The 26,600-nt window shown below is 65.6% G+C and carries 33 protein-coding genes; 13 read left to right on the top strand and 20 right to left on the bottom strand.

Features of this window, described 5'->3' with window-relative positions; all coding sequences use genetic code 11:
• Window positions 1-12 precede the first annotated feature (12 nt).
• Entirely contained in the window at window positions 13-828 is an 816-nt protein-coding gene (locus AC5RUU_RS06675; protein WP_493974427.1) for an SGNH/GDSL hydrolase family protein, read from the top strand.
• A gap of 6 nt (window positions 829-834) precedes the next feature.
• Here the strand turns inward: AC5RUU_RS06675 and AC5RUU_RS06670 are convergent, their stop codons facing one another.
• The 3 genes from AC5RUU_RS06670 to AC5RUU_RS06660 all read right to left on the bottom strand — a co-directional run bounded on the left by AC5RUU_RS06670 (window position 835) and on the right by AC5RUU_RS06660 (window position 2,163).
• Complete coding sequence (locus tag AC5RUU_RS06670) at window positions 835-1,128, bottom strand: DUF503 domain-containing protein (protein ID WP_493974426.1); 294 nt, start codon at window positions 1,126-1,128, stop codon at window positions 835-837.
• Between the two features lie 67 nt (window positions 1,129-1,195).
• Window positions 1,196-1,723 carry a DUF1990 domain-containing protein gene (locus AC5RUU_RS06665; protein ID WP_493974619.1) on the bottom strand — a complete coding sequence of 176 codons (528 nt, stop codon included), beginning with the start codon at window positions 1,721-1,723 and terminating at the stop codon, window positions 1,196-1,198.
• A 23-nt stretch (window positions 1,724-1,746) separates the two neighbouring features.
• Window positions 1,747-2,163: an MmcQ/YjbR family DNA-binding protein gene (locus AC5RUU_RS06660; RefSeq protein ID WP_493974425.1), complete on the bottom strand. Its 417-nt coding sequence runs from the start codon at window positions 2,161-2,163 to the stop codon at window positions 1,747-1,749.
• Window positions 2,164-2,208: 45 nt separating this feature from the next.
• On the opposite strand from AC5RUU_RS06660, the gene AC5RUU_RS06655 reads away from it, so the two are divergent.
• A complete protein-coding gene (locus tag AC5RUU_RS06655) occupies window positions 2,209-3,237 on the top strand; it encodes an isopenicillin N synthase family dioxygenase (protein WP_493974424.1) in 1,029 nt (342 codons plus the stop codon).
• 42 nt (window positions 3,238-3,279) lie between these two features.
• Here AC5RUU_RS06655 and AC5RUU_RS06650 read toward each other — a convergent pair whose 3' ends face one another.
• The 5 genes from AC5RUU_RS06650 to AC5RUU_RS06630 all read right to left on the bottom strand — a co-directional run bounded on the left by AC5RUU_RS06650 (window position 3,280) and on the right by AC5RUU_RS06630 (window position 8,163).
• The gene (locus AC5RUU_RS06650) at window positions 3,280-3,705 is read right to left on the bottom strand and encodes a CoA-binding protein (RefSeq protein ID WP_493974423.1); all 426 of its coding nucleotides are present in this window, start codon (window positions 3,703-3,705) and stop codon (window positions 3,280-3,282) included.
• A gap of 56 nt (window positions 3,706-3,761) precedes the next feature.
• A complete protein-coding gene (locus AC5RUU_RS06645; RefSeq protein ID WP_493974422.1) occupies window positions 3,762-4,679 on the bottom strand; it encodes a hypothetical protein in 918 nt (305 codons plus the stop codon).
• On the bottom strand, window positions 4,676-5,227 hold the full coding sequence (locus tag AC5RUU_RS06640) for an RNA polymerase sigma factor (RefSeq protein WP_493974618.1): 552 nt from the start codon (window positions 5,225-5,227) through the stop codon (window positions 4,676-4,678). Before AC5RUU_RS06640 ends, AC5RUU_RS06645 begins: the two co-directional genes overlap by 4 nt.
• A 334-nt stretch (window positions 5,228-5,561) precedes the next feature.
• Window positions 5,562-6,851 carry an adenylosuccinate synthase gene (locus tag AC5RUU_RS06635; RefSeq protein ID WP_493974421.1) on the bottom strand — a complete coding sequence of 430 codons (1,290 nt, stop codon included), beginning with the start codon at window positions 6,849-6,851 and terminating at the stop codon, window positions 5,562-5,564.
• Window positions 6,852-7,098: 247 nt separating this feature from the next.
• Complete coding sequence (locus tag AC5RUU_RS06630) at window positions 7,099-8,163, bottom strand: M14 family zinc carboxypeptidase (protein WP_493974420.1); 1,065 nt, start codon at window positions 8,161-8,163, stop codon at window positions 7,099-7,101.
• Between the two features lie 314 nt (window positions 8,164-8,477).
• On the opposite strand from AC5RUU_RS06630, the gene AC5RUU_RS06625 reads away from it, so the two are divergent.
• Window positions 8,478-9,119: a uracil-DNA glycosylase family protein gene (locus AC5RUU_RS06625; protein ID WP_493974419.1), complete on the top strand. Its 642-nt coding sequence runs from the start codon at window positions 8,478-8,480 to the stop codon at window positions 9,117-9,119.
• Between the two features lie 75 nt (window positions 9,120-9,194).
• Here AC5RUU_RS06625 and AC5RUU_RS06620 read toward each other — a convergent pair whose 3' ends face one another.
• From AC5RUU_RS06620 to AC5RUU_RS06605, 4 genes are all read right to left on the bottom strand, one after another.
• Window positions 9,195-9,617, bottom strand: a complete 423-nt coding sequence (locus AC5RUU_RS06620) for a DUF3151 domain-containing protein (protein ID WP_493974418.1) — start codon at window positions 9,615-9,617, stop codon at window positions 9,195-9,197.
• The gene (gene fbaA, locus AC5RUU_RS06615; protein ID WP_493974417.1) at window positions 9,618-10,637 is read right to left on the bottom strand and encodes a class II fructose-bisphosphate aldolase; all 1,020 of its coding nucleotides are present in this window, start codon (window positions 10,635-10,637) and stop codon (window positions 9,618-9,620) included. It lies immediately after the preceding gene.
• A gap of 228 nt (window positions 10,638-10,865) precedes the next feature.
• Window positions 10,866-11,042: a hypothetical protein gene (locus AC5RUU_RS06610; protein WP_493974416.1), complete on the bottom strand. Its 177-nt coding sequence runs from the start codon at window positions 11,040-11,042 to the stop codon at window positions 10,866-10,868.
• A 65-nt stretch (window positions 11,043-11,107) separates the two neighbouring features.
• The gene (locus tag AC5RUU_RS06605; RefSeq protein WP_493974617.1) at window positions 11,108-11,776 is read right to left on the bottom strand and encodes a TrmH family RNA methyltransferase; all 669 of its coding nucleotides are present in this window, start codon (window positions 11,774-11,776) and stop codon (window positions 11,108-11,110) included.
• Between the two features lie 71 nt (window positions 11,777-11,847).
• Here AC5RUU_RS06605 and AC5RUU_RS06600 point away from each other — a divergent pair, with 71 nt between their 5' ends.
• Window positions 11,848-12,678: an HAD-IIA family hydrolase gene (locus tag AC5RUU_RS06600; RefSeq protein WP_493974415.1), complete on the top strand. Its 831-nt coding sequence runs from the start codon at window positions 11,848-11,850 to the stop codon at window positions 12,676-12,678.
• On the opposite strand, the gene AC5RUU_RS06595 is transcribed toward AC5RUU_RS06600, so the two are convergent.
• From AC5RUU_RS06595 to pyrE, 4 genes are all read right to left on the bottom strand, one after another.
• On the bottom strand, window positions 12,675-13,715 hold the full coding sequence (locus AC5RUU_RS06595; protein ID WP_493974414.1) for an alpha/beta fold hydrolase: 1,041 nt from the start codon (window positions 13,713-13,715) through the stop codon (window positions 12,675-12,677). The two genes, AC5RUU_RS06600 and AC5RUU_RS06595, sit on opposite strands and share 4 nt — an antisense overlap.
• Window positions 13,716-13,784: 69 nt before the next feature.
• Window positions 13,785-14,396, bottom strand: coding sequence for a hypothetical protein (locus tag AC5RUU_RS06590; protein WP_493974413.1), 612 nt, complete (start codon window positions 14,394-14,396; stop codon window positions 13,785-13,787).
• Between the two features lie 100 nt (window positions 14,397-14,496).
• On the bottom strand, window positions 14,497-15,264 hold the full coding sequence (locus tag AC5RUU_RS06585; RefSeq protein ID WP_493974412.1) for a GAF and ANTAR domain-containing protein: 768 nt from the start codon (window positions 15,262-15,264) through the stop codon (window positions 14,497-14,499).
• A gap of 117 nt (window positions 15,265-15,381) precedes the next feature.
• Window positions 15,382-15,966, bottom strand: coding sequence for an orotate phosphoribosyltransferase (pyrE, locus tag AC5RUU_RS06580; RefSeq protein ID WP_493974411.1), 585 nt, complete (start codon window positions 15,964-15,966; stop codon window positions 15,382-15,384).
• Window positions 15,967-16,040: 74 nt separating this feature from the next.
• Between pyrE and nadE the strand changes: the two genes are divergently transcribed.
• On the top strand, window positions 16,041-16,895 hold the full coding sequence (gene nadE, locus AC5RUU_RS06575; protein ID WP_493974410.1) for an NAD(+) synthase: 855 nt from the start codon (window positions 16,041-16,043) through the stop codon (window positions 16,893-16,895).
• Window positions 16,896-16,906: 11 nt separating this feature from the next.
• Here nadE and AC5RUU_RS06570 read toward each other — a convergent pair whose 3' ends face one another.
• Window positions 16,907-17,698 carry an IclR family transcriptional regulator gene (locus AC5RUU_RS06570; RefSeq protein ID WP_493974409.1) on the bottom strand — a complete coding sequence of 264 codons (792 nt, stop codon included), beginning with the start codon at window positions 17,696-17,698 and terminating at the stop codon, window positions 16,907-16,909.
• A 175-nt stretch (window positions 17,699-17,873) separates the two neighbouring features.
• Between AC5RUU_RS06570 and AC5RUU_RS06565 the strand changes: the two genes are divergently transcribed.
• Genes AC5RUU_RS06565 through AC5RUU_RS06555 form a run of 3 tightly spaced genes read left to right on the top strand, consistent with a single transcriptional unit; the run spans window position 17,874 to window position 20,505 of the window.
• On the top strand, window positions 17,874-18,605 hold the full coding sequence (locus tag AC5RUU_RS06565; RefSeq protein ID WP_493974408.1) for a CoA transferase subunit A: 732 nt from the start codon (window positions 17,874-17,876) through the stop codon (window positions 18,603-18,605).
• Between the two features lie 29 nt (window positions 18,606-18,634).
• Window positions 18,635-19,315 (top strand): CoA transferase subunit B, encoded by a 681-nt coding sequence (locus AC5RUU_RS06560; RefSeq protein WP_493974407.1) that lies wholly within the window; start codon window positions 18,635-18,637, stop codon window positions 19,313-19,315.
• Window positions 19,312-20,505, top strand: coding sequence for an acetyl-CoA acetyltransferase (locus AC5RUU_RS06555; RefSeq protein ID WP_493974406.1), 1,194 nt, complete (start codon window positions 19,312-19,314; stop codon window positions 20,503-20,505). The genes AC5RUU_RS06560 and AC5RUU_RS06555 overlap by 4 nt, the downstream gene beginning before the upstream one ends.
• A gap of 77 nt (window positions 20,506-20,582) precedes the next feature.
• On the opposite strand, the gene AC5RUU_RS06550 is transcribed toward AC5RUU_RS06555, so the two are convergent.
• Both AC5RUU_RS06550 and AC5RUU_RS06545 read right to left on the bottom strand, forming a co-directional pair.
• A complete protein-coding gene (locus AC5RUU_RS06550) occupies window positions 20,583-21,293 on the bottom strand; it encodes an ankyrin repeat domain-containing protein (protein WP_493974405.1) in 711 nt (236 codons plus the stop codon).
• A gap of 9 nt (window positions 21,294-21,302) precedes the next feature.
• Complete coding sequence (locus AC5RUU_RS06545; RefSeq protein ID WP_493974404.1) at window positions 21,303-21,866, bottom strand: GlcG/HbpS family heme-binding protein; 564 nt, start codon at window positions 21,864-21,866, stop codon at window positions 21,303-21,305.
• 193 nt (window positions 21,867-22,059) lie between these two features.
• On the opposite strand from AC5RUU_RS06545, the gene AC5RUU_RS06540 reads away from it, so the two are divergent.
• From AC5RUU_RS06540 to AC5RUU_RS06520, 5 genes are all read left to right on the top strand, one after another.
• Entirely contained in the window at window positions 22,060-23,295 is a 1,236-nt protein-coding gene (locus tag AC5RUU_RS06540) for a sensor histidine kinase (protein WP_493974403.1), read from the top strand.
• The gene (locus AC5RUU_RS06535; protein WP_493974402.1) at window positions 23,292-23,918 is read left to right on the top strand and encodes a response regulator; all 627 of its coding nucleotides are present in this window, start codon (window positions 23,292-23,294) and stop codon (window positions 23,916-23,918) included. The genes AC5RUU_RS06540 and AC5RUU_RS06535 overlap by 4 nt, the downstream gene beginning before the upstream one ends.
• A 132-nt stretch (window positions 23,919-24,050) precedes the next feature.
• Window positions 24,051-24,254 carry a cold-shock protein gene (locus AC5RUU_RS06530; protein WP_013599688.1) on the top strand — a complete coding sequence of 68 codons (204 nt, stop codon included), beginning with the start codon at window positions 24,051-24,053 and terminating at the stop codon, window positions 24,252-24,254.
• 132 nt (window positions 24,255-24,386) lie between these two features.
• Window positions 24,387-24,722, top strand: coding sequence for a hypothetical protein (locus tag AC5RUU_RS06525; RefSeq protein WP_493974401.1), 336 nt, complete (start codon window positions 24,387-24,389; stop codon window positions 24,720-24,722).
• A 47-nt stretch (window positions 24,723-24,769) separates the two neighbouring features.
• On the top strand, window positions 24,770-25,555 hold the full coding sequence (locus tag AC5RUU_RS06520; protein ID WP_493974400.1) for a MerR family transcriptional regulator: 786 nt from the start codon (window positions 24,770-24,772) through the stop codon (window positions 25,553-25,555).
• A 53-nt stretch (window positions 25,556-25,608) separates the two neighbouring features.
• Here AC5RUU_RS06520 and AC5RUU_RS06515 read toward each other — a convergent pair whose 3' ends face one another.
• Window positions 25,609-26,586, bottom strand: coding sequence for an SDR family oxidoreductase (locus AC5RUU_RS06515; protein WP_493974399.1), 978 nt, complete (start codon window positions 26,584-26,586; stop codon window positions 25,609-25,611).
• Between the last annotated feature and the right edge of the window lie 14 nt (window positions 26,587-26,600).

Raw genomic sequence — 26,600 nt, 5'->3', positions numbered from 1 at the left:
TTTAATCGTCCTATGGGCAAGCTGGCGAAATTCCTGGCCGTGCTGCTGTTGCCGGTCCTTATCCTGCTTGCGGCAACACCAACTCCGCCGCCAGCCCCGCAGGCAGCCCACCCCCGCAGCATGGCTGCCCTGGGCGACTCCATCACGCAGGCCAACAACGCCTGCTGCGGCCCGGGCAACCACCCGGAACAATCCTGGACCACCGGTGGCGGGCCGGGCGACGGCGTGACCAGCCACTACGAACGACTGCTCCGCCTGGACCCCACCATCAGGGGAAACAACTTCAACTACTCCGTCAGCGGAGCGAAGGCCAGCGATCTGCCCCGCCAGGCTACCCAAGCCGCGGAACGCCGGGCGGAATATGTCACCGTGCTGGCGGGTGCCAATGATCTTTGCACGCCCTCCGTGCAAACCATGACCCGCGTGGACGACTTCCGTTCGTATGTGACGGAGGCGTTGAAGATCCTGGATCAGATGTCGCCGCGCCCAAGGGTGGTTGTCAGCAGCATTCCGAGCATTTACCAGTTGTGGAGTGTCCTGCATACCGACCCGACCGCGCAGTCGGCCTGGTCCGCCGGCCGGATCTGCCAGTCGATGCTTAGCGTTTCCGCTACGGAAGAGATGCGCCAGCAGGTTCTCCAGCGCCAACTGGATTTGAACTCCGTATTGGCAGAAGCCTGCGCTCAATACCCGAGCTGCCGGACAGACGGCGGGGCCGTTTTCAGCCATGTGCCCAGCCCTGCGGAGGTGAGTACCCTTGACTACTTCCACCCAAGCCTCCACGGCCAGGCGAAGCTGGCCGAGATCACCTGGAACGCGGCCTGGTAACCGCGGTCAGTCCTCGCTGTGGATCTCCCGCTGGCGGGCACTGAGCAGTTCGATCTCCGGGCGTCCGGCCACGAAGCGGTCGACGGCGTCAAGCACCTCCACGAGGTGCTGCCGGTCCGCCGCCACCAGGCCAACGCCCACCTTGGATCGCCGGTACTGGTCGTGGTTCCCCACCTCGGCTACGGAGACGTCGAAGCGGCGCCTGATTTCGGCAAGCAGGGGCCTTACGACGGACCGCTTCCCCTTCAAGCTGTGGACGTCGCCCAGGAGGATGTCGAACTCAATCCAGCCAATCCACATCAGTTGGTGGGCCCTCCCGTCCGCGCCGGGCCGCCGGATTCCACCTTGAACTTGGCGGCGATGAAGATCACCGGGGCGTTCCTTCCGCGGCGAGTGTTCGTGCCCCTTCAATGTACCGGGAAGTCACGTAGCGCTGGGCCGTCCGGGTCACCAGTCCGCCCGCTGCGTAGAACCAGTTGGCGGGCTTGCTGAAGGCCCGGATCCGGAGGAACACCTCACCTGACGCGTTGATTTCCACTTCGAACGACTCCTCGCCGCGGGCCGGATGCCCAGGCAGCGTCCCGTACCCGAAACCGGCCGATTGCGGCATGCCCTGCGGGGACGGCTTCCGGACCCAGACCACCTCGCAGGGTGCGTTAAGACGGAAAGGCCCGGCACCGAACCCGCTTACCACCCGGGCTCCCGGCACGACGGCGGGAGAATCGGCCCTGACACGCAGTCCGGCCCGCCTCTGCAGCTCCCAACCCAGGATGCCATGAGCGACGCGCCGGTAAACATCCAACCCGCTGCCCAGGAAGGCCACTTCCAGGACACGCGTGTACCCTGCTGGAGCAGTGGCCCGCTCGGTGCTCCCCACCCCCGGGTAGTTCAGCATTCCCTTTGCCAGCGGCTTCCCGGTCAACGGTTTTCCCCCTCGGAACGTGACAGGCGGGCCCACCCCAGTTGTTCCTGCTGCTTCCGGCTAAGGCCTGCCACCACCAGGTCGTAGGAGTCCTCCACCATGTCGCGGACCATGTCATCCGGCAGTGACCCGTCCAGGCGCACGCCGTTCCAGTGGATCTTGTTCATGTGCCAGGCACCCGTTATCTCCGAGTGCGCCGCACGCAGCTGCACAGCCAGTGACGGCTCGCATTTGAGGTTCACGTAGAAGTCCCGGAGATCCATGGATGACAAGGCGAAAAGCTTCCCCTCGCGCACGGTGCCGCCTGCGGTGTAGGCCCGGACCTTGAACACTGCGGTCTCCGGCCCGAAGGGGTAATCCTCGTAGGCGCCGGGGAACGACAGGCAGATTTTCCTTAGCGCGTCGGGATCCATGAAGCCAGCCTATAAAGCGTGGGGTAGCGGTGCTAGTCTGCGAGGATGTCAGACGATCAGGGCAGCATTCCTGTTCTGGACTTGAGCACCGCACGTCAGCCTTACGGGTCTTTCAGTCCGGAATTTATCGAGCAGCTGCGGCACGCGACCCATAACGTCGGTTTCTTCCAGATCACCGGATACGGGGCAGCGCCCGGCCAGGCCGAGCACCTCCTGGATGTCATCAGGCGGTTCTTCGACCTGCCCCTGGAGGAACGGCTGAAGCTGGACAACCGGAAGTCACCCCACTTCCGGGGGTACACCCGCATGGGCACGGAGGTGACCCAGGGAAGGGCAGACGCCCGCGAGCAGATCGACTACTCCCCTGAACGCGACCCGATCACCGGGTATCCGGCGGACCAGCCATATTGGCTGCTTCAGGGCCCGAATCTGTGGCCAGGCGAATCCTTTCCTGAGCTCAAGCCTGCGGCGATGGAATGGGCGGAACTGATGTCCTCGGTGGGCATGGAGCTCCTCCGGGCCATCGCTGTCTCCCTTCAGCTGCCCGAAGACTATTTTGACGAGCCGTTTCGCGATTCCCCCGCCTGGATGGGCAAGCTGGTCCACTATGTTGGCGGTGTGGTGGAGGCTGCCGGAGACCAGGGAGTGGGCTCGCACGCTGATTACGGCTTCGTCACCCTCCTGCTGCAGGATGATGTGGGCGGACTGGAAGTACAGCCGCCCGGCGCCACAGGTTGGCTGCCAGTGGAACCCATCCCGGGCGCCCTTGTGGTGAACCTTGGCGAGATGCTGGAAGTGGCTACCGAGGGTTACCTTGCGGCGACGATTCATCGGGTCCAGGCACCACCGCCGGGCGTGGACCGTTACTCCGTGCCGTTCTTCTGGTCGCCACGGCTTGATGCCGTCATCGACCCCGTTCCGCTGGCGCCTGAGCTGAAGGCCGCCGCACGCGGCATCACCGATGATCCCGCCAATCCCCTGCTGGCATCCTTTGGAATGAACATGTTGAAGGGCAGGATGCGCGCCCACCCGGATGTCACCGAGCGGCACTACCCGCATCTGTTGAAACGCTAGGACCACAGTCCTGCAGCCGCCTAATCGGGACAGAGGTTTAGGTCAGAGGTTGAACTTCCAGGCCTGCTGCGCGGGGCAGACGTCCATCACTACGTCCAGGCCCGCTGCCTTGGCGCGGGCAACGGCGGCCTCGTCGATAACGCCAAGCTGAAGCCACACGGCCTTCGCTCCTACCGCAATCGCCTCGTCAACCACCGCCCCCACTTTCTGGGAGTTCACAAAGCAATCCACGACGTCGATGGGGTGCTTTTCAGCCGGAATGTCGCTGAGCGTGCGGTACCCCGGTGCGCCATGGACGGAGTCACCGGGCAGGTTGACGGGGATAATTTCCATTCCCAGCCTGTCACGGATGAAAAGGGAGGTGTCATAGGCGGCACGCCACTCATTGGTAGTGAGGCCCACGATTGCCCACCGCCCTTTAATCCCCATGAGTCGTTCAATGACAGCAGGATCATTAGTGTGCCCCATGCGCTTAGCCTACCCGCGCCAAGGGGACGGGGGCGGCAGTACGGTGCCAGCCGGCATCACCGGTTGAACTTCTGCAACCAGCTATCCAGGGGCGGAGGTTTGCCGGCGGTCGCAGGAGTTCCGGCCACGGGCGGGAGAACGTCAGCCAGGGGCTTCACCAGGTCTTCCGTAAGGCTGTACTCCTCAGCGGGTTTTTCCCTTGCCCGGGTGCCGGGAACATCCCCGCGGGACTGTCCGGTGGGACCGGTGTGTGCAACGGTGCCTTCCCCGGGGGCACGCCCCTGGCTCGGTCCCCGGGCACCGGCTTGCCCCTGGCCGTTAGACACGCCGGTAGCGCCTTGTGGCATCGGCCCAGGCGGGTTCGAAGCCCCGGCGGCCGGCCCGGCTGGCGGCTGCCGTTGTTCCTGCGGGCGCCCCGCGGCACCTGCGCCCAAAAGATCAGTATCAACTGTTCCCGGATCAACTGCCGGCACGGGCGGCACTACAGCTTCTGAACCTGGAGCATCCGGCCGGAAGAAGTCCTGTGCCCTGGCCTGCACCGGAATACTCCAGGACGGTGACCAGTCTTCCAGCAGTTCCTGCACTGTCAGGCTGCCGGCTTGTCCTGGACCGGGGGAACTCGCGGCAACTCCACCTATCCCCGTCGCCATACCCGCTACCAGTGCCAGCCCCAGCGCCGTGGGCCGGTGCATATGACCACGACGGCGGCGCACCAGTTCATCACCCGGAGCGCCATCTGGATCCTCGCCGGGCTGGCCATGCTGCCAGCTCGCCGCTGCCCCTGAAGCACTTGCCGGTTTCTCCGCCGCGGACTCCATCAGCCTGGCAAGTTCCCCGGAGGGCGCAGGGGCAGGAAGGGACGCCAGCGAACCCAGCGTCATAAGGGCGGCGCGCAGCCCTGCATCCTCGGCGTGCCCGCCGTCGAGCAGCATGTCGTCCACCAGGGCGCTCAGGCCGGAAGCATGGGAAGTCATGGCTTGAGGTACTCCTTCACAGCCGAAAGCTCCCGCAGCTTCAGGAGCGCCCGCCGCTGAAGCTGCTTGACGGCGCCGGCACTTTTCTCCATCGCGTCTGCGGCCTGCTCCACGGTGAGTCCGGCAACGAGGCGCAGCGACAAGACCTCCCGCTGGTCGTCCGCAAGGCCTTGAAGCAGCCGGAGGACCTCGTGTGGCGATATGCGTTCCAGCGCTTGATCCTCGGCCGACGCGTCTTCCCGGTGGTCGAGCTCCGGGTCGAACGGCAGCTTCGCGGGAATGCGGGTCTGCCGGCGATGGTCATCCACCATACGGGCATGGGCCACCGAAAAGATGAAGGTGCGAAGCCCTGCGTCACCGCCCCGCACCGAATCCAGGCGGGGCAGGACGGAGAGAAACACCTCCTGCATTGCCGCCTCCGGATCTTCGACTCCCCGGGCCGTGAGATAGCCCAGAACCTGTGATGCGTAGGTCCGGTAGACGACGCTGAAAACAGCGGCCTGCCGGGACTGGCCCCGTAGAGGCCCGCCTGTCAGTGCATCAGTCACGGACGTAGAGCTTTCAGTCATAGAGGGAAACGCTGGACTCAAGCCGTTCCACACAGGGTGGAATGCCTTTGCCCGGCTTACTTTACCCTTCAGTAACCGCATGCACGGGGACCGCCGCGGCGGCACCGGTTCCGGTAAGTGGCAGCTGCCCCTGCCGCCGGAGACTTAAAGAGCCGGCCTGGAACGTGATGGGGGACAAGTTCCAGGCCGGCGCTACATACAGGTAATCGCCAGGGACGGCCGAAGGGTTACGCGTACTCGACAAATCTCCGGGAAAATTTCTCGGGCTGCTTGGGCTGCCACTAAATTCCCCGGACTGGCGAAGATGCCAGGATCAGTCGTTGATGAGGTCGTTCACCACAATGGTCTGGTCCCGGTCCGGTCCCACGCCGATGGCGGAGAAGCGGGTGCCTGAGAGCTTCTCCAGGGCCAGGACGTAATTGCGGGCGTTTTCCGGCAGGTCCGCCAATGTCCGGGCGCCGGTGATGTCTTCGGTCCAGCCATCGAAGTATTCGAAGATCGGCTTGGCGTGGTGGAACTCGGTCTGCGTCATGGGCATCTCGTCATGGCGCACGCCGTCCACGTCGTAGGCAACGCAGACCGGGATCTGCTCGATGCCGGTGAGGACGTCCAGCTTGGTGACGAAGTAGTCCGTGAAGCCGTTGACGCGGGAGGCGTGGCGGGCCAGGACGGCGTCGTACCAGCCACAGCGGCGCGGGCGGCCGGTGTTGACGCCGAACTCGCCGCCGGTTTTCTGCAGGTATACGCCCATTTCGTCAAAGAGCTCCGTGGGGAATGGGCCGGCTCCAACACGCGTGGTGTAGGCCTTGATGATGCCGATGGAGCGCGAGATGCGGGTAGGGCCGATGCCGGAGCCCACCGACGCGCCGCCGGCCGTCGGGTTGGAGGACGTGACGAACGGGTAGGTTCCGTGGTCAACGTCCAGGAACGTTGCCTGGCCGCCCTCCATCAGGACCACTTTGCCTTCGTCCAGGGCAGTGTTGAGGACCAGGGTGCTGTCGATGACCAGCGGGCGGAGTCGCTCGGCGAAGGACAGGAAGTACTCCACGATCTCGTCCACCACAACGCCGCGGCGGTTGTAGACCTTGACCAGGAGTTCGTTCTTCTGGCGCAGCGAGCCTTCCACCTTCTGGCGGAGGATGGATTCGTCGAAGACGTCCTGCACGCGGATGCCCAGCCGGGCCACCTTGTCCATGTAGGCGGGGCCAATGCCGCGACCGGTGGTGCCGATGGCACGGCTGCCCAGGAAGCGCTCGGTTACCTTGTCCAGGACCTGGTGGTACGGGGCAACGAGGTGGGCGTTGGCGGAGACGCGGAGCTTGGAGGTGTCGGCGCCACGGGCCTGCAGGCCCTCGATTTCCTGGAACAGTGCTTCGAGGTTCACCACGCAGCCGTTACCAATGATGGGAACGGCGTTGGGGCTGAGGATGCCTGCCGGCAGCAGCTTGAGTTCGTACTTTTCACCGCCTACGACGACGGTGTGCCCGGCGTTGTTGCCGCCGTTCGGCTTGACGACGTAATCCACACGGCCACCCAGCAGGTCGGTGGCCTTGCCTTTACCTTCGTCGCCCCATTGGGCTCCTACGATCACAATTGCTGGCATGGGATCCTCCCCCATTCGTTCGGGCTCTACCGGGGAGCCGGCCACAGCGTGGCGGTCCTGGTGCAGCGCCGTTCATGAGAATGCCCCGAGTGGACCGGCTTCCACTGTCCCGCGGACGGGACTGCGGCGCGATGGCCCCGGGGCTCTTACCACCCAAGTTTAGCGGATGGCGCAGTTTGTACTCCCGTTTGGTCGCTGCCCTCCTTCACGCAAGGCAAAGGAGGGCAGCGGCCGGTGAGTTGTGGCTTTACTCGTCGTCGGCTTCCTCACCCGGCCGGGAAGTCTGCTCGGCGAGGCCGTCCCAGAAGGTGGTGTCGGCGTCGGCGATTGAACCGTCGGCGATGGCGGCGGCCGTGGACGTCAGGGTGGTGACCGTCTGTTTGATCAGGTAGCCGTTGCTGCGCAGGCCCAGCGCGTAGCCGTCCACGTAGTGGTCGGACATGCCGCGCATCTCGAAGAGCAGGGTGGCGATCCCGTACTCGACGGCGATGCCGTTGCGGCTGATGGTTTCGGCGCTGCCGCCCTGGTACTTGCCCAGGTGGCCCCAGCCGGTGGAGTCAACGTTGTTGAACACCACCGCGCCGAGCTGCTTGGACCTTTCGACCACGGCGGGATCGGCATTGGGGGTGGTCGGGTAGAGGATGGAGCCGGAGACCAGCTTGCCGTCCCGCTCGCTGCGGGTGCCCTGGTGGTGCAGGTCGATCATGTAGTCGATGTTGTACTTGCGCATCACGTTGTTGTGGAGCGCCTGGGTCTCAGGCTGGATCTTGGCCACGTGGTCGCGGTTCAAGTCCACCCCCTCGGCGTTGTAGCGGGTGAGGTTGCGGTCGCCCTTGGCAGCGTAGTCCTCGAGCGGGAAGTTCACGTCGCCCATCGCACCGTCCGCGTTCAGCATGGGAACGACCAGGACATTGACGCCGTCCAGGATGTCCGCCGATTTGCCCGTCCCAAGGTGCTTCACGAATTCCAAGGCGCCCTCGGTGGTGAGTTGTTCGTTGCCGTGCTGCTGGGTGAGGTAGAGGATGGTGGGCTTGTCCGGGTCCGAAATGTACTTGACCAGGTGGATGTCACGCCCTTTGACGGTCTGCCCGATGACCTCCAGCTCCATCGCTGGCTGGCGGGCGTCCTGGTTCTTCAGGAAGGAAACCATCTGGTCATACGTGGCCAGCTTCGAGGTAGTGATCTGGCCGTTGCCGTCATAGTTCGGGCCTTCGCCAACGGCGTTTGCCTGCGGAGCGGGGCCGGCGACGACGGCGAGAGCCAGGGCTCCGGAGACAGCGATTGTCCTGAATTTTGCCAGGGATTTATTCACAGCGCGTTACCTCTTTCGAGTGCATTTGGTGCGTCCAGCCGCCATGTCCCCCATTGCGGACTGTGACAACAGCCAACCAAGCTGAACGCAGCCTGTCAATCGACTCGACAAAATCTGAAAGCCATCCTTCCGGGCAGCGCGTTGGCATCGCCAAGAGGTGTTCCCGGCGTTTCGCTTCCCCAGGCTTGCTAAACTGGACAAGGCCGGCCCGGAACCGGTCCACCCCAAATTACCGCCGCTGATGCGCCGCGCCTTCGTGCGCCCGACTCCGCCGGCGGACGCACCGCCAATCCCCGCAGGAGAACCAGCAGTACATGACAGCCCTGGCACCCGAATCCTTCCATGAGCAACTCCTGAGCCGCCGCTACGAGCCCAACATCGCCGCCGTCAACGAACTGTGCGATTCCCTGCAGGAGACCAGGCCCGGCACCGTAGTTCCCTACATTGACCCCATGCACGACGTTGACGAGTGCCGCATCATCAGCCTGTTCTCCAACATCGGCGAGGCAGACCCATCCGGTTTCATCACCGCCGGCGACCAGGACGCCGCCACCCGGATGCTCGGGATCCAGTGGAAACTGGGGCTGCGCCCCGAGTTCGTGATGCCGTGGAACGTGCACCCCTGGCACATCCCGGGCGAGGCCAACGGGAAGTTCACTCCGGACCAGATCCAGGCCGGGCTCAAGCCGCTGCTGAAGTTCCTGGCACTGGTTCCCCGCGCCTCCGTCATCGTGGCCCACGGAACGGAAGCCAACCGCTTGGCAAACCTCCTGCTGAAGACAGAGGTTCCGCTCCTGTGGCGCCGCGGGCTCAAGACCTACAAGGTGCGCTCCCTCAGCGGCCGCGCGTTCGCCGGTTCCCCGGCCCGGCAAGCGGAATACCTGGAGGACATGCGCCTGGCCTACGCCGACGCGATGGCCCGGACGGGGCTGCAGAAATCCCCATCCGCCCCCTGACGCGGAACGACGGCGGGCGGTCACCTTTCCTTGAAAAGGTGACCGCCCGCCGTCGGTCTTTAACCAACGCTCGTGCTAATTGCCTTCAATGGCCGCCTTGGCCGCCGGGTCGGAGTCGTTCAGGAACTTCTCGATGCGCTCCGGCTCCTCCGCCTCACCAATGGCGGCCGAGGCACGGCCCAACGAGTAGAGGGCGCGCAGGAAACCGCGGTTGGGTTCGTGCTCCCAAGGGATGGGTCCCGCGCCGCGCCAGCCGTTGCGGCGCAGCGAATCGAGCCCCCGGTGATAGCCCACGCGTGCGTAGGCGTAGGAGTCGATGGTGCGCCCCTCTGCCCACGCCTCTTCAGCCAGGATGGCCCAAAGAAGCGATGACGTGGGGTTCTTCGCCACCAGGTCCACCGCTTCCTGGCCCAGCGCCAAATGCTGGTAAACCTCGGTCTCGGCGGGCAGGAGCGTGGGCTCCGGCCCCATCAGGTTCTTGCGGAACTCATCCGACATTTAGAAGGTCTTTCCGGCCGAACCAAGCTGCTTGGTCGCCTCCACAACGCGGGCTGCCAGGCCGGCTTCGGCGGAGGCACCCCAGACGCGGGGATCGTAGGTCTTCTTGTTGCCCACTTCGCCGTCCACCTTCAGCACACCGTCGTAGTTGCGGAACATATGGTCCGCCACCGGACGGGTGTAGGCGTACTGGGTGTCGGTGTCGATGTTCATCTTGATGGTGCCATAGGAAACCGCGTCCGCGATCTCCTGGTCGGAGGATCCGGAGCCGCCGTGGAACACCAGGTCGAACGGGTTGTCCTTGCCGATCTTGGCTCCAACCTGGGCCTGGATGTCCTTGAGGATCTCCGGGCGGAGCTTGACGCCACCGGGCTTGTAGACGCCGTGGACGTTGCCGAAAGTCAGCGCGGTGATGTAGCGGCCGTTCTCGCCGGCACCCAAGGCCTCGATGGTGGCCAGGGCGTCCTCGACCGTGGTGTAAAGCTTTTCGTTGATCTCGTTCTCAACGCCGTCCTCTTCGCCGCCCACGGTGCCGATTTCGACCTCAAGGATCATCTTGGCGGCAGCGGTGCGCTCCAGCAGTTCGCGGGCGATACGCAGGTTCTCCTGCAGGGTTTCAGCGGAGCCGTCCCACATGTGGGAGTTGAACAGCGGGTTCCGGCCGGCCTTGACCTCAGCCTCGGAAGCGGCGAGCAGCGGCAGGACGAACCCGTCCAGCTTGTCCTTGGGGCAGTGGTCGGTATGCAGGGCGATGTTGACGTTGTAGTTCTTGGCCACTTCGCGGGCGAAAGCCGCGAAACCCAGGGAACCGGCAACCATGTCCTTGGTGGAGGCGCCGGACCAGTAGGCCGCCCCACCGGTGGAGACCTGGACGATGCCGTCGGACTCAGCTTCGGCGAAACCGCGGAGCGCGGCGTTCAGCGTCTGCGAGGACGTCACGTTCACGGCCGGGAACGCGAAGCCGCCTGCCTTCGCGCGGTCGATCATCTCGGAGTAGATCTCGGGGGTTGCAATGGGCATGCTGACTCCTATGCTGAGTTTCGTCTGAGGGCTTGTAACCCGAAGACCGCTGTACGGCTAGCACCATCCTAGCGATATCCGCCACAGCCCCGCCGATTCGGGTCTGCCGGCAGTAACACTCCCGCGAGTTGGCTTTTTAGGGGTGGAGCGGCGTGGAAAACTGAACCCGCGGCGGCGCGCACGATGGATCCGCCAGCCAGCACTGCAGGCAGGCGGAAGAGGTTGGCCCTATACCCTCGCTGCAGGCAGCGAGGTCAGGATGGAGGTGTCATCCAGGCCGGTGCAGGCACGCAGGGCGGCTGCGCCGACCGCACTGGAGCCGACCGCACGGGATAGGACGGGGCCGCGGACACCCCGGGCATGCCTCATTCTGACCCGCCAGCGGGACCAAATGAGGTTATCCACAGCCTGCCTCCCGACCTGCACCGCGAGATGCCATTCAAGGGCAAGCCAGGGCGCCGGTACTGCCGTCAAATGCCATTTAGCGGGTGCTGGTTGAAGACGTGCCGGCGCACCCAGGCATGCATTGCAATGGCCGCGGCGGATGCGGCGTTGATGGACCGGGTGGAGCCGAACTGCTCAATGGACAAGGTGGCCTCCGCCGCCTCGTGGACTTCGGGCGTGAGGCCGGGACCTTCCTGGCCGAAAACCAGCACGCAGTCCCTGGGCAGTTCGTAGGTTTCCAGCGGCACCGAGTCCGGGAAGATGTCGATCCCGATGATGGCCAGGCCCTCCCCCTTCGCCCACGCAACGAAGTCCTCCACGGTGGGGTGGTGGCGGACGTGCTGGTAGCGGTCGGTGACCATGGCGCCGCGCCGGTTCCACCGCCGTCGTCCGATGATGTGCACCTCCTTGGCGAGGAAGGCGTTCGCGGTGCGCACCACCGTGCCGATGTTGAGGTCGTGCTGCCAGTTCTCGATGGCCACGTGGAAGTTGTGGCGGCGCGAATCCAGTTCCGCCACGATCGCCTCGTGCTTCCAGTAGCGGTACTTGTCCAGCACGTTGCGGCGGTCGCCGTCGGCCAGCAGGTCCGGGTCCCAGTGGTCGCCTTCAGGCAGTTCGCCTTCCCAGGGCCCCACGCCGACCTCCGCCTTCACCGGTTCTGCCTCCTCGGGCCGCGGGTTGGGTTCGTCTGGCAGGCCGGGCTTTTGGTTCACCCCTCAACACTAGACTGGACCACTGGAGCAAACATTCACCGGTGGAGGTAAGCGTGGCAGAAGCAGACCAGGTAGCAGGAAACCCCGCGGTTTACCGCAGCGGCCAGGACATCGAATGCTGGCTGACGGACATGGACGGCGTACTGGTCCACGAAAACCAGGCGGTGCCCGGCGCCGCGGAGCTCATCCAGCGGTGGGTGGACACATCCAAGCGCTTCCTGGTGCTAACCAACAACTCCATCTTCACCCCGCGCGACCTGGCCGCCCGGCTCCGCGCTTCCGGGCTGGAGGTCCCGGAGGAGAACATCTGGACGTCCGCCCTGGCCACCGCCCAATTCCTGAAGGACCAGGTGCGGGGCTCCGGTTCCGGCAACCGCGCCTACACCATCGGTGAGGCAGGCCTGACCACGGCGCTGCACGAGGCCGGCTTCATCCTCACCGACCAGGATCCGGACTTTGTGGTGCTTGGCGAAACCCGCACGTATTCCTTCGAGGCCATCACCACCGCCATCCGCCTCATCCTTGCCGGCGCCCGCTTCATCGCCACCAACCCGGACGCCACCGGCCCCTCCAAAGACGGCCCCATGCCGGCCACCGGGGCCATCGCCGCACTGATCACCAAGGCCACGGACCGGGAGCCGTACGTGGTGGGCAAGCCCAACCCGATGATGTTCCGTTCGGCCATGAACCAGATCGACGCGCACTCCGAGACCACAGCCATGATCGGTGACCGGATGGATACGGACATCATCGCGGGCATGGAAGCGGGACTGCACACTGTCCTGGTCCTCACCGGCATCACCGGGCGCGAGGACATCGGCGCCTACCCGTTCCGGCCCAACCAGGTCCTCAACTCGGTGGCGGACCTGAAGAACCAGATCTAGAACACGCTCACCCTGGACCCGCCCCTGGGGAGCGGGAAGAAGCCGTTGAGCAGTTCGTCAAGGATAGGGTTGTAGACGCTCGGGTTCCAGCCCGGGCTGGCGTGGGCGGGTGCCGCGCCCGTTGTCTGCAGGTCCGCGGACACCATGTTGTCCTTGAATGCCACTGCCCAGGCTTCGGCAGCCGTCTGGTAGCGGACGGTGCGGTCCCTCGGGTTCCCGATATAGGCCATTTTGGCGTTGCCGATCCTGCCGGCGAACCGTGAACCGTCGAAGTGGTAGATGTACGCCGATTCCGCTTGGACGAGCACGCTGGACGGGGCAATCGGGGACAGCTGTTCCAGCGTCTGGTCCAGGATCTGCCGCCAGCTGCGCTCATCCTTGTGGATCACCCTTTCACCCAGTTCGTAGCCGCCGCGGAGGGTGGACGGGAACCGGAAGCCGCGCTCGTAAAGGAACACCACGCCGTCGAACCAGCTCTGGTCCAGGACGTCATGCTTGCTGTAAGGACTGGAGTCCAGAACGATGAACTGCACCTCCACGCCGTGGAGTTCCAAGAGCCGGGCGGCCACCTGGGTTGCCACCATCCCGCCGAAGCTGTGCCCGTAGAAGAAGAGCTTCGTGATCTTTTCGGCGCGGACGTACTCGATCAACGCGATCACCACGTCATCGATGTCCAGACCCTGGTTGGAGTAACCCACGGCGGCCAGCCGGGCACGCTTGTTCAAGGCCCCGCGCAGCGAGTTCAGGATCCATTGACCCTCTTCCCAGCTGGTTTTGTAGCCGGGGAAAAGGAACCAGCTGGCGTCCGGGTAGTAGGCGTCCGCAAACTCATCCGGAACGGGCAGGATTTTGTTGGTGCGGCGCTGGAACTGGACTTCCCGGGTGAGGAGCATGTCCGCCGCCAGCAGCCCCGAGGCACCGGCGGCAGTAAGGAAAGTGCGCCGCGAAAACCTTTTCAGGGCAGCGGCTTCCGCCAGCAGGCGGGCCGCGGAAGACCCGCGCCGGTCCTGCGGATTTACCTCCCCCTCATACGGCACGCCTCTACCGTAGGCACAACCGAAGACACCCCCGCAAGGAGCGGGGTGTAACCATTCAGTGACGCCTGTTCAGCTGGCGGCCTGGCCCTCCGCCGCGGGGAAGGGCGCCTCCGGGCTGCTCCGGCGCCGGAGGATTTCCTGGCCGATGTCGTTGTAGCGGCCCAGCAGGTCCGAGCCGGCCAGCGCTTGCGGGTTGTCCAGCAGGGCAAACAGGGCATCGCTGGCTGCCAGGAGTTCCTCGTCAGCATACTCCTGCAGCGGGCGGCAGAACAGCTCTTCCAGCCGGGCAGCAGGCACGCCAAGGAACCCGTGGTCCGCGTCCCCAAGGAAGGCGTCTTCGTCACCGGCGGGAAGCGTCCGCCCGCCAAGGCCGAAGGGAAATGCCCGGTTTTCAGTGGGTGTGGAGACCTGAAGGGACACGCCGGCGCCGTCAATCCCCGGCAGGGCGGTGACATCCATGGCGTTGAGGTCGCTTCGCAATCCGGCCAGCGCGGCCGACTCCACCAGTGCAGCCCGGGAAAGATCAACCCGGATATGGGAGCGGATGCCCATGCGCCTGACCCGGCGGATGATGTGCACAAGATCCGGACGCGACTCGTGGTTCAGGGTTCCCCGGACGTCGATCCGAACAATGTCGGCGGGAACATCGAGGTTAACGAGGGCATTCAGGGCGCGGTCCATAGGTACTCCAAAAAAGGGTGTCTATGGCCGACGGCTCAACCTCGGTAAGCGTAACTCGCAGCGCAAGCCGGGCACAACCCGCCGGTAACAAGACGAGCAATCAGGCGCTCTGCCCGGACTGCATCTGGCCTGGTTCCTGGTAGTGAGTCCGGGTGCCCGTGCCGCCCACCGAATCGACTAGTGACCGTGCTATGTCCCGCAGCTTGGTGTTGCTGTTGCTGGAAGCCTCGGTGAGGATCTGGACCGCGGCCTGCTGGCTGCACCGGTTCTGGGCCATCACGATGCCCACGGCAATGTCGATGGTGGTCCGGGACTCCAGCGTGGCGCGGAGGTTGGCCGCGCTGTCCGTGTGCAGCGAGAAGCGGACTGCCAGCCTCAGCGCCTGGGAGATCTCCCGGGTGTAGCCGCGGGCTTTCGCCGCCGCCCGTTCATCGAACTTGTGCGGGGCATCCGAGTACAGGTTGAGGGCCGCCTTGGCTTCGCCCTGCAGATCGAAGGGCAGGGAAAGCACGGACCGGAGGCCATGCGAGGCCACCGCGTTGGCGTAGTCCGGACCCCAGCGGTTCTCCTGGAGGAGGTCCGGCACGTGGACCTCGCGTTCTTCCTTGGCCGCCGTGAGGCAGGGGCCCTGCGACAGGGAATACTGGATCTCGTCCACCTCCCGGGCGGAGTCGCTGCTCCAGCCGATGGTGGCTGCCTTTCGGTCGCGGAGCAGGGTAATGCCACAGAGGGCATCATCCCCTTCGCCAGCCATCTGGTGCGCGGAGAACCGCGCCAACTCATTGAGGAAATCCTCGAAATCGGCACTCTCCAGGATGAGGTTCTGGATCCGCTCGGTGGTGTTCAAGGGCTGTTCAGGGGGGAGCATTGTGCACGTTCTCCGTACGAGGAGTTAAGGGAGTATGGCAAATGATAGGCCAGCCCCGCATCATGAACCAAGCCGGCAGCCCGGGCCATCCATCCCCGGGCTGCTCTGGAGGCACTGCTAGGAAAGTCCCAGCTCGTCCTTGCTGAAGGCAAACAGGTAGGGAACACCCGTTTCGGCTTCGATCTTTTCCTTGGCTCCGGTGTCGCGGTCCACGATCACTGCCACCGCAACCACGTTGCCGCCAGCGTTACGGACACCTTCGACGGCGGTCAAGGCCGAGCCGCCGGTAGTGGAGGTGTCTTCCAGGACCAGCACCTTGCGGCCTTCCACGGACGGGCCCTCCACCTGGCGCCCCATCCCGTAGGACTTCTGGGCCTTGCGGACGACGAACGCATCTACGGCCCGGCCGGCTCCAGCGGCCGCGTGCATCACGGCAGTGCCAACAGGATCCGCACCCATGGTGAGGCCGCCGGCGCATTCGAAGTCGATGCCGGCTTCGTCTGCGAGCGCGAGCATCACCTGGCCCACCAGCTTGGACGCCTCGTGGTGCAGCGTGATCCGGCGGAGGTCGATGTAGTAGTCCGCCTCCGCTCCGCTGGACAGGATCACCTTGCCGCGGACCACGGCAAGTTCCTTGATCAGTTCGAGCAGGCGGGCACGGGCGGCTGCAGCATCCACTGCAGTCTCACTGGGGGAAGTCATGCGCTCCAGTTTAGTCGGGACCGGCCGCTACACATGCTTGAGCAGTGCTGACGCCGCTGGCTAGGCTGGACCACATGCGCGAACTCCAGGCCACCATCATCAAGGAAATGGGCGTCCAGCCCCGTATCGATCCCGCGGGGGAGGTGCGCAAACGCGTCACGTTCCTCAAGGACTACCTCAAGGCCACACAAACCAAGGGCTTTGTCCTCGGCATTTCCGGCGGCCTGGATTCATCGCTGGCCGGAAAGCTCGCCCAGCTGGCGGTGGACGAGCTTGAAGCCGAAGGCGTGGAGGCCAACTTCGTGGCCGTGCGCCTGCCGTACGGCGTCCAGCACGACGAGGAGGACGCCCAGGCGGCCCTGGATTTCATCCGGCCCAAGACGGAGTGGACGTTCAACATTTCCGCGGCCGTTGACGGCTTCGAGGATGAGTTCGAAAAGACCGTGGGCAGCGAGATTTCCGACTTCCATAAGGGAAACACCAAGGCCCGGACCCGGATGATCGCCCAGTACGCGCTGGCGGGTGAGCACAACTACCTGGTGGTCGGCACCGACCATGGGGCGGAATCGGTCACTGGATTCTTCACGAAGTACGGCGACGGCGGCGCGGACATCCTGCCGCTGTTCGGCCTGAACAAGCGGCAGAACCGGGCCCTGCTGGCAGAGCTCGGCGCTCCGGCGCGGATCTGGGAAAAGGTGCCCACCGCGGACCTGCTGGACGACCAGCCGGGCCGCACGGATGAAGACGAACTGGGCCTGAGCTACGACCAAATCGACGACTACCTGGAAGGCCGGGACGTTCCGGAGGACGTTGCGGAGCGCATCGAACAGAAGTACCTGCGCACCCGGCACAAGCGCACCGTCCCGGTCAGCATCTTCGACACCTGGTGGAAGCACGAGGGCCCTGAGGAGCCCCGCGCAGGGCTCTGACCCTGGGCGGCTCAGCGGGCCGGCCGGCCGCCGTCGCCACCCAGCTGCTGGGTGATCCGGTGGGCCTCGGCCATCAACAGCGAGCCGAGCTCTTCCTGGCGGTCCGGCCGGAAACGGGGTTCGATGCCCGTTAGTGACAAGGCCCAGGCCGGCCGGCCGGACCGGTCGAATACAGCCGCGCCCATCCCCCAACTGCCTTCCAGCACCAGCCCGGGGTTCACCGAGTAGCCCTGCAGCCGGGTCCGGGCAAGGTTCTTTCGGACCAGCTGCTCGGTGTGGTTCGCGGCGAAGGCACCCGCATGCCTGTTCCAGTCCGCCAGCAGCTCTTCCTGTTCGGCATCGGGCAGGAACGCCATGATTGCCGTCCCGGCGGAGGCCACGCCCAGGGGGAACCGGACGCCCTCGTGCAGCACGAAGGAGCGGACGGGAAAGCTCCCCTCTTCACGCAGCAGGCAGACGGTTTCCGTGCCGCGCCGGATGGAGAAAAAGGCGCTCTCGCCGGTGGCTTCGGCCAGCCGGCGCAGGCTGGGCCGGGCAATGTCCTCCAGCGGAAACCGGGCTGACGCTACTGATCCCATCAGGAGGATCTCAGGTCCCAGCACCCAGTTGCCGGTGGAAGCGTCATGGTCCAGCAAGCCCTCGGATGCCAGTGACGTCAGCAGCCGGTGGACTGTGGGCCGGGTCAGGCCCGATTCGCGCACCAGATCGGGCAGGGATTCACCATCAGCGCTTCGTCCCACCAGCCGTAACAATCCTGCAACCCTGCTGACCACTTGTGCGCCCTGCATAGGGACATTGCCCATTTCCACTCCCTTTTGTCCATATTGTGGATGGCTCTCAGCCTAACGTCCATACTATAGATCCACGCTTTTGACTCAGTTTTTGCACCCTTGACACCCCCACCACTCGTACCTAGTCTCAAAGCCTCAGCCTTCCGTCCATAAAGTGGACGTACCTGACGCTCAACGAGGAGACTCCATGACCAAACTTCAGCCATCGGCAGCGGAAGCCCTGGATGGGGCACTAAAGGACGGGATGACGCTCGCCGTGGGCGGGTTCGGCCTCAGCGGAATCCCGGCAGACCTGATCGAAGCCGTGCGGGATTCCGGGGTCAAAGGCCTGACCGTGGTCTCCAACAACATGGGCGTGGACGGCAAGGGCCTGGGCATCCTGATCGAGGCGGGCCAGGTCCGCAAGGTCATCGCCTCCTACGTGGGCGAGAACAAGCTCTTCGCCGAGCAGTACCTCGCCGGGAAGCTGGAGGTCGAGTTCACGCCGCAGGGCACCCTGGCCGAGCGGCTCCGCGCCGGCGGCGCCGGCATCCCTGCCTTCTACACGAAGACCGGCGTGGGCACCCTGGTGGCCGAGGGCAAGCCGCACGAGGTGTTCGACGGCGAAACGTACGTCCAGGAGCGCGCCATCGTGGCCGACGTCGCACTGGTCCACGCCCACGCCGCGGACACGGACGGCAACCTGATCTACCGCTACACCGCCCGGAACTTCAACCCGGTGGTTGCCACCGCCGGAAAGCTGACCATCGCCGAAGCCGAGGCCATCCTCCAAGTCGGCGGACTTGACCCCAACCACATCGTCACCCCGGGGGTCTTTGTCCAGCGCCTGGTGCAGGCCACCGCCCGGGTGAAGGACATCGAGCAGCGCACCGTCCGGCCTCGCACCGAATCAATCAATGCCGAAGCGCTGGCCGTCTAACACCCATCATTTTCGAAGGAGAGAACCCCATGGCCTGGACCAGGGATGAAATGGCCGCGATCGCGGCCGAGGAATTGAACGACGGCGATTACGTGAACCTGGGAATCGGGATCCCCACGCTGGTGGCCAACAACCTGCCCGACGGCGTCCGGGTTGTGCTGCAGAGCGAGAACGGCCTGCTGGGCATGGGGCCCTTCCCCTACGAGGGCGAGGAGGACGCGGACCTGATCAACGCCGGCAAGCAGACCGTCACAGTCCTGCCCGGCGGCAGTATCTTCGACTCCGCCACGTCCTTCGGCATGATCCGCGGCGGGCACGTGAAGGTGGCAATCCTCGGTGCCATGCAGGTGTCCGGCAACGGCGATCTGGCCAACTGGACCATCCCCGGCAAGATGGTCAAGGGCATGGGCGGCGCCATGGACCTGGTGGCAGGCACACCCCGCGTGGTGGTCCTCACCGAGCACAACGCCAAGGACGGCACTCCGAAGATCGTGCGGGAGTGCACCCTGCCCCTGACCGGGCTCAGCTGCGTGGACCGGATCATCAGCGACCTCGCGGTCTTCGACCTTGTGGGGAATGAACAACAAACAGGGGGCGGGCGGCGGCTTACGCTCACGCGCCTGGCACCCGGCGTAACGCTGGGCGACATCCACGTCAAGACCGAAGCCGAGTTCGACATAGCCCTCGAGCGTGAAGGAGCCAACGCATGAGCCTCAAAGAGCAGTTCGGCAAGGACGTCCTGATCACCGGATGGGGGCACAGCAAGTTTGGCAAGCTCACGGAGGAGACCCTGGAGTCCCTCATCGTCCAGGTGGCCACGGACGCCATCCGCACCGCCGGCATCGAGCCCGGACAGGTGGACGAGGTTTACGTGGGGCAGTTCAATCCCGGCATGATGCCGCTGGCCTTCCCGTCCTCGCTGGCCCTGCAGGTCTCCCCGGACCTGGCCAACGTGCCCGCCACCCGGGTGGAAAACGCCTGCGCCTCCGGATCAGCCGCGTTCCAGCAGGGCACGAAATCCCTGCTCGCCGGCACCGCCAGGACAGTTCTGGTCATCGGTGCCGAGAAGATGACCCACGCCGGGGCAGACGTGGTGGGCGCCGGGCTGCTGGGCGCCGACTACGACATGGCCGGCAAGTCCTCCACCACGGGCTTCACCGGACTCTTCGCCGAAGTGGCCAAGCACTACACCAAACGCTACGACGCCGCCGGCAGACTGGGCGATGTCCTGGGCACCATCGCCGCGAAGAACCACCGCAACGGCGTGGACAACCCCTACGCCCAACTCCGCAAGGACCTGGGCGAAGAGTTCTGTCGCACGGTCTCCGACAAGAACCCAATGGTGGCCGACCCGCTGCGCCGCACCGACTGCTCGCCCGTGTCCGACGGCGCCGCCGCCGTCGTCCTGTCCACCTCGCCAACGGGCGGGGCCACTTCGGCTGTGCGGCTCGCCGGGTTCGGCCAGGCGAACGACTTCTTCCCCGCAGCACGCCGGGACCCCACTGCCTTCGATGCCACCCGCGCCTCCTGGCAGCGCGCCATGGCGATGGCCGGCATCGGAAACGAAGACCTGGACTTCGCGGAGGTCCACGACTGCTTCACCATCGCCGAACTGCTCATGTACGAGGCCATGGGACTGACCGGACCCGGCCAGGGCGCCCGCGCCCTTGACGAAGGATGGGTGTACAAAGACGGGAAACTCCCCATCAACGTCTCCGGCGGCCTCAAATCCAAAGGACACCCCGTCGGAGCAACGGGCGTCTCCCAGCACGTCCTCGCCGCCATGCAACTCAGCGGAACCGCCGGCGACATGCAACTCGGGAGAACCCGCCGCGCCGCAGTCCAGAACATGGGCGGCGTGGGCATCGCCAACTACGTCAGCATCCTCGAAGCGGTGTAGTGCCGAAATAGCCCAGCTTTAGGGCCTTGCGGCACAACATTTCCTTGCGGATTGCAGGGAATCCAGCCAAAGCTGGGCTATTTCGGCGGCGCTTCAGCGCGGATCAGGGCCGCGATCTCCCCGAAACCCAGGCGTTCGGCGTTCTGCAGCGCGGTCCGGCCCTCCGGGTCACGGACGCCGGGGTCGGCTCCGGCGGCCAGCAGCAGGCGCACCACTTCCTGCTGCCGCGGACCGCCATCGTTGAGCAGGATGGCTTCCTGCATCGCCGTCCAGCCGAGATTGTTGACGTGGTTTACCGGGACGCCCGCCGCGATCAGGATCTGCACGGTTTCCACGTGGCCGTGTTCGCTGGCCGGTATGAGTGCCGTCCCGCCGTAGCGGTTGGTGCTGGCAACGTCCGCGCCTGCCGCCAGTGTCAGCCGGAGCACCTCGTTGAAGCCTTCGGCCCCGGCGTAGAGGAACGCAGAATCCTGGATGGCGTCCTTGGCGTTCACGTTCCCGCCCCGGCCGATCAGCTCGGCGACCAGTGGCGCGTTGTTGGCCTTGGCGGCTGCGATAAGCTCCTGGTCGAGCTGTGCCTGGGCCTCGGCGGAAAGGGCAGGCGGGGAAGATGGGGCGGGTGCGGCCGGGGGCTGTTCCTTAGTAGGCGTAGCGTTGGTGGAAGCCGGGGCCGGAACGGCGGACGACGCCGAATCCACTGCTTGTGGCTCCACGGAGCCGGCCTGGCACCCGCTCAGAAACAGGGCAACCCCACCGGCAAGGACCAGGGCTGTCCCAAATCGCCACATACGCGAAGCCTACCTGGCGGTGCCGGCGATGGCATCGGCCCCTGCCGTGGCGCACGCCTCGTCCCGTGCACCGTCAGGAGCACCGCCGACGCCGATGCCCGCCACAGAGACGCCGTTCACCTTCAGCGGGACTCCACCGGGCAGGAAAAGGGTGCCGGGAAGGTCCGCGATGGAGGGGCCGTTACCGTTGATGCGTTTGGCCAGTTCGCTGGTGGGCGTGCCGAAGGCGGCCGCGGTGTACGCCTTTTGCTTGGCCGCCTCGATGGTGTGTTCAGCAGCGTTGTCGCCGCGGAGCAGCGCCTGGACGGTGCCGAACCGGTCCACCAGCGCGACCGTGACGAAGGGGAGCTTGTCCGCCTGGCACTTGGCCAGGGCGGCACTGACGGCTGTGGCCGACGCGCCAACGCTGATGCGGTCCTGCTGCACCACGGCTTCAGGCACCGGCTGGACGTCAACGGCGGGGACTGCCGCGGGTGCGGAGCTGGTCCCGGCGTTGGCTGCCGCCGTTGCCCCGGCGGTGAGGACGAGTGCGCCGGCAGCTGCTGCGGCGAAAGCTTTATGTGACTTCTTCACGATGACTCCTTGGACGGGCAGGATGGGTACGCACCAATCCTTCCGGGGGCAACGGCACGCGGCATCGGGCCTTCGTCTGCTCCATGCTCCCCCGAAAGGCCAGCCGTATCAGCCAAAAGGCTGAGGGACCGGCAATTGGCGGGGGCAATAGCATTGGAGGTAGCGTTGCCTACCACCCAGAACGGGACATCCCATGCCAACCCGAGTCCCCGGCACTGCGCCGGTCACCGCTCCCGCCCCGGACACCGGGCCCCGCCGGATTGCGGCCGGCCCCGGCCTGGGCAGCATCGACACTGCGGTGCACCTGGGGTTCGCCGTGCTCCTGGTGGCCTCCGTGGTCCGTTACATCATGCGGCACAGCCCCGCCGACAACCTGCTGGTCCTGGGCCTGGCGGCGGCGGCGAGCCTGTTGTATGCCGCCGTGGCTGTGCTTGCCGCGCGGGGAAGGCCGGGCGTGCCCTGGATGTTCACCCTGGTGGCGGTCTGGGCGGTGCTGGTGGTCGCGGCGCCGAGTTTTGCCTGGTGCTCGTTTGCGCTCTTCTTCCTGTGCCGGAGCGCACTTGCCGGGATCGCCGCCTACGTGGCGGCGGGTACGACGGCGGCTGCCACCGCGGCAGGCCTGTTCCGGATGAGTGACGGTACGGACCTTGCCATGATTCTGGGACCTGTGGCGGTGGGCCTCATGCTGACCTTGATCTACGACCGCATCCAGCACGACGCCGAGGAACAGCGCCGCCTGCACGCTGAGGTCTCGCGCGCACAGGGCCAGTTGGCCGCCAGCGAGCGCCGCGCCGGCACCATCGCCGAACGCGAACGGGTGTCCCGGGAAATTCATGACACCGTCACCCAGGGGATGGCCAGCAGCCTGCTCCTGCTTGAGGCCGCCGGACGGGCATGGCCCGGTGTGGCCGCCCGGGAGGAGCTCCGCCAGGCAACGGCGCTGCTGCGCACCAACCTGTCCGAAACCCGCAGCCTGGTCCACGAGCTCGCCTCCCCCGGGCTGGACGGGTCGCCCCTGCAGGAGGCCCTGCTCGTCGCCGCCAGGCAGTATGTGCCGCAGGCACGGCTCCTGGTCACCGGCGAACCGCGGACCGTGCCAGCTGACATCCGCCATGCATTGCTGCGGGTGGTGCAAAGCGCTGCATCCAACATCAAGCTGCACGCTTCGGCGTCTGCCGCCACGGTGACCCTGGGGTTCCTTCCGGAGGCCGTCACCTTGGATATCTACGACGACGGTGCCGGCTTTGATCCTGCGGCGGCAGCACCGCCGTCGGATGCCGGAGGTTACGGACTGCGGGCGATGCGGCAGCGGGTGGAGCAGCTGGGCGGCGTCTTCTCCGTGGAGAGCAGCCCCGGTGAAGGGACCATCGTGGCGGCCCAGCTCCCGGCATCTGCGGCTGGCGGACAAGACCCGGGAGGCATTACATGAGCGAAATTACCGTCCTGCTGGTGGACGACCACCTGGTGGTGCGCAGCGGGTTGCGCGCCCTGCTGGGAACGCAGCCGGATATCCGGGTGGTGGCAGAGGCCGCTTCCGGCGTGGAAGCCCTGGAAAAAGTCCAGGAGCAGCAGCCGGCGGTGGTGGTGATGGACCTGGCCATGGGCGACGGCATGGACGGAATAGAGGCCATCCGCAGGATCCGGGAGCTCAACAAATTGCAGGCCATCCTGGTGTTCACCACCTACGACTCTGATGCGGACATCGTGCGCGCCGTGGACGCCGGCGCCATGGGTTACCTCCTGAAGGACGCGGCGCCGGACGAGATCTTCGCTGCCGTCCGCGGTGCGGTGCAGGGCAAAAGCGTCATGAGCCCGCCCGTGGCTTCGCGGCTGTTCCAGCAGCTGCGCAACCCGGACGGGATCCTCACGCCGAGGGAGGCCGAGCTGCTCAGCCTCCTCACCGAAGGCCTCAGCAACCGGGAACTGGGCAAGCGCCTTTTCATCTCGGAAGCCACCGTTAAAACCCACCTCGCACACATCTACGCAAAGCTCGGCGTGGAAACCCGGGCTGCTGCGATAGCCACGGCAATACGCCGGGAAGGCATGCGTTGAGGACTTAATGCCGTGTCTGCCCTTGCACGCAGGCCGTTGGCACCGTACGTTGGGGAGCAGCGGGGGACGTTCTCCGCACACTCCGGGCTAATACCCGGGGAGAGAATCAGAGTCACATGAAGGAATGCAGCCATGGCAACAGGCACAGTTAAATGGTTCAACGCCGAAAAGGGTTTTGGCTTCATTGCCCCCGATGACGGGTCCGCTGACGTTTTCGCCCACTACTCGGCAATCGCCAGCAGCGGCTACCGCTCACTGGACGAGAACCAGAAGGTCGAATTCGATGTGACCCAGGGTCCCAAGGGCCCGCAGGCAGAGAACATCCGCCCCCTCTAAGTCTTGGGCAGCCTCCGGCGCCTGCGCCGGGGGAAATCCCAGTTCAGCGGCTTCTTCAGCGAAAGCTGGAGGGGCCGCTGTTTTGCGCTGAAGCCCGCCCATCCGGGGAGCCGTCTTTGGGATAATTGGAGCATGACCGGAGATGCCCAGGACAAGGATCCCTGGGACGAGTTTGATTCCCTGGGGCCTGCCGCGCCGGACCGCGTGCCTGGGTATCCTGGCGGTGAACCCCAAGGCTTCGGGTTCCGCACGGGAGTGCGCAGCGCCCGGGTTGCCGTGGGATTCGCCACCTACACCCTGGCATTGGGCACGGTACTGGCTCTGACCGGCTGCATTGTTTTTGTTGCCCGGGAGCAGTGGGTCCTGGTGGGGCTGATGCTCCTGATCGAAGCCGTCTTCATCCTGGCGTTCACCCGCCTCGTGGCGCAGGCCCGGAACCGTTCACCCCGGAACCGCCGCGCCCGTTGAAGCGGCCCCCTTGACCTTGACGCTGCGTCAACCCCTAGGCTCGGACCATGGAAGAAACCACGGCGGAAGCAGCCAGGGACTGGTCCATCCAGGACATCGCCAGGATGGCCGGCACCACCAGCCGCACGCTCCGGCACTACGACGACATTGGGCTCCTCAAGCCCAGCCGGGTGGGCAGCAACGGCTACCGCCATTACGACGGCGCCGCCCTCCTTCAGCTCCAGCGGATCCTGCTCCTCCGCGGGCTGGGGCTGGGGCTGCCTGCCATCGCCGAGGTCTTCCAGCAACAGACGGACGCCGTGAAGGCCTTGACCCGCCATCTGGAGTGGCTCCGGCAGGAGCAGGAAAGGCTTTCGCGGCAGATCGTGTCCGTCCGGCAAACAATCGAAACGGTTAAAAAAGGAGGCGAACTCATGGCAGAGAAGATGTTTGATGGCTTTGACCACACACAGTACAAAGACGAGGTAGAGGAACGCTGGGGCAAGGATGCCTACGCTAGGGGCGATTCGTGGTGGCGGGGCATGGGGGAAGCGGAGAAAAAGCAGTGGAAGGCCCGCTCCGAGCAGCTGGGAAAGGATTGGCTCGCCGCTGCCGGATCGGGTGTTGCCCCGGACGGCCCTGAAGCCCAGGAGTTGGCCCGGCGCCACGTCGAATGGCTGGAGTCCATCCCGGGCACCCCTGCCTCGGAAACCGGCGGTGACGTCAAAGGCTACGTCACCGGGCTCGCGGACATGTATGTTGCAGACGCCCGGTTCGCGGCAAACTACGGCGGTGAGGCGGGCGCCGGGTTTGTGCGCGACGCGCTGCGGACCTACGCGGAGACGAACCTCTAGGGAGGCTGTTTCCCGGCCGGCTACCGGCTGGCCGGGAAACAGCATGCAACCCGTCAGCCCCGCATCTTCCCCGCGGCCACCACTGCCCCCGACAACGCTGCCACCGTGAGGAACCTCCGCTGGACAGTCCGCCGCCTGCCGTGCCAGCCCCCGGCGACCGAGCCCCTCCGGACGGATTCCGAAGCCTGGTGCAGGTTTCCCGGAGTGTCCGGGGCAGACTTCCGGCGGGGCAGCTGCTTCCTGTCAACCTGGCGGGCGATGGACGCTTCCAGGATCCTGGGGGTGACTTTGTGCTGCAGGACCATCAGGCGCGCGGCAGGCCCTCCCACCACTTTTTCGCGACGGGGCCGTTCGATGACGTTCGTTATTGCCCTCGCCACACGTTCCGCCGTGTAGACGGGGGGCATGGCCGATGGGCGCCGTCCGGTGTAGTTGGCGGCGTGCTGGTAGAACGGGGTGTCGATGGTGGCCGGCAGGACCGTGCATACCTTCACGCCGGACAGCCCCTCGAGTGCCAGTTCCGAACGCAGGCTGACGCTAAGGGACCGGACCGCCGCCTTGGTGACGGAATACGCTGCGGAATAGGGCAAGGGGGTTTCTCCCACAATGGAGGCAACATTGACCAGAACCCCTGAGCCTTGGGCTGCCTGGCGGGCCAGGGCGGCGCGCGCACCATTCACGTATCCGGAGATATTGACGTCAAGGACCCTCTGGAAGTCCGCCGGTGGAATATCGTTGAGCCGTCCAAACGCTCCCACCGCCGCATTGTTGACCCAAACGTCCAGGCGTCCGAACTCCGCCACGGCTCGCGCTGCCAGGCTGTCCACCATGGCAGGGTCTGTCACGTCAGTAACCACCGGGATGGCTTTCGCCCCGCGTTTCCTGCACTCACGCGCCACCACCTCCAGTGCTTTGGCTCCGCGCGCTGCCAGGACCAGCCGCGCGCCCTTGTCGGCGCACCGAAGGGCAGCGGCCCGGCCAATCCCGCTCGACGCACCGGTGATCACAATCACTGACTTATTGACGCGCATCGGGGCTTCCCTTT

The sequence above is a fragment of the Arthrobacter sp. K4-10C genome, assembly GCF_059090085.1.
The sequence above is the reverse complement of the archived record's forward strand: the minus strand, read 5'-3'. Positions and strand labels throughout refer to the sequence as shown.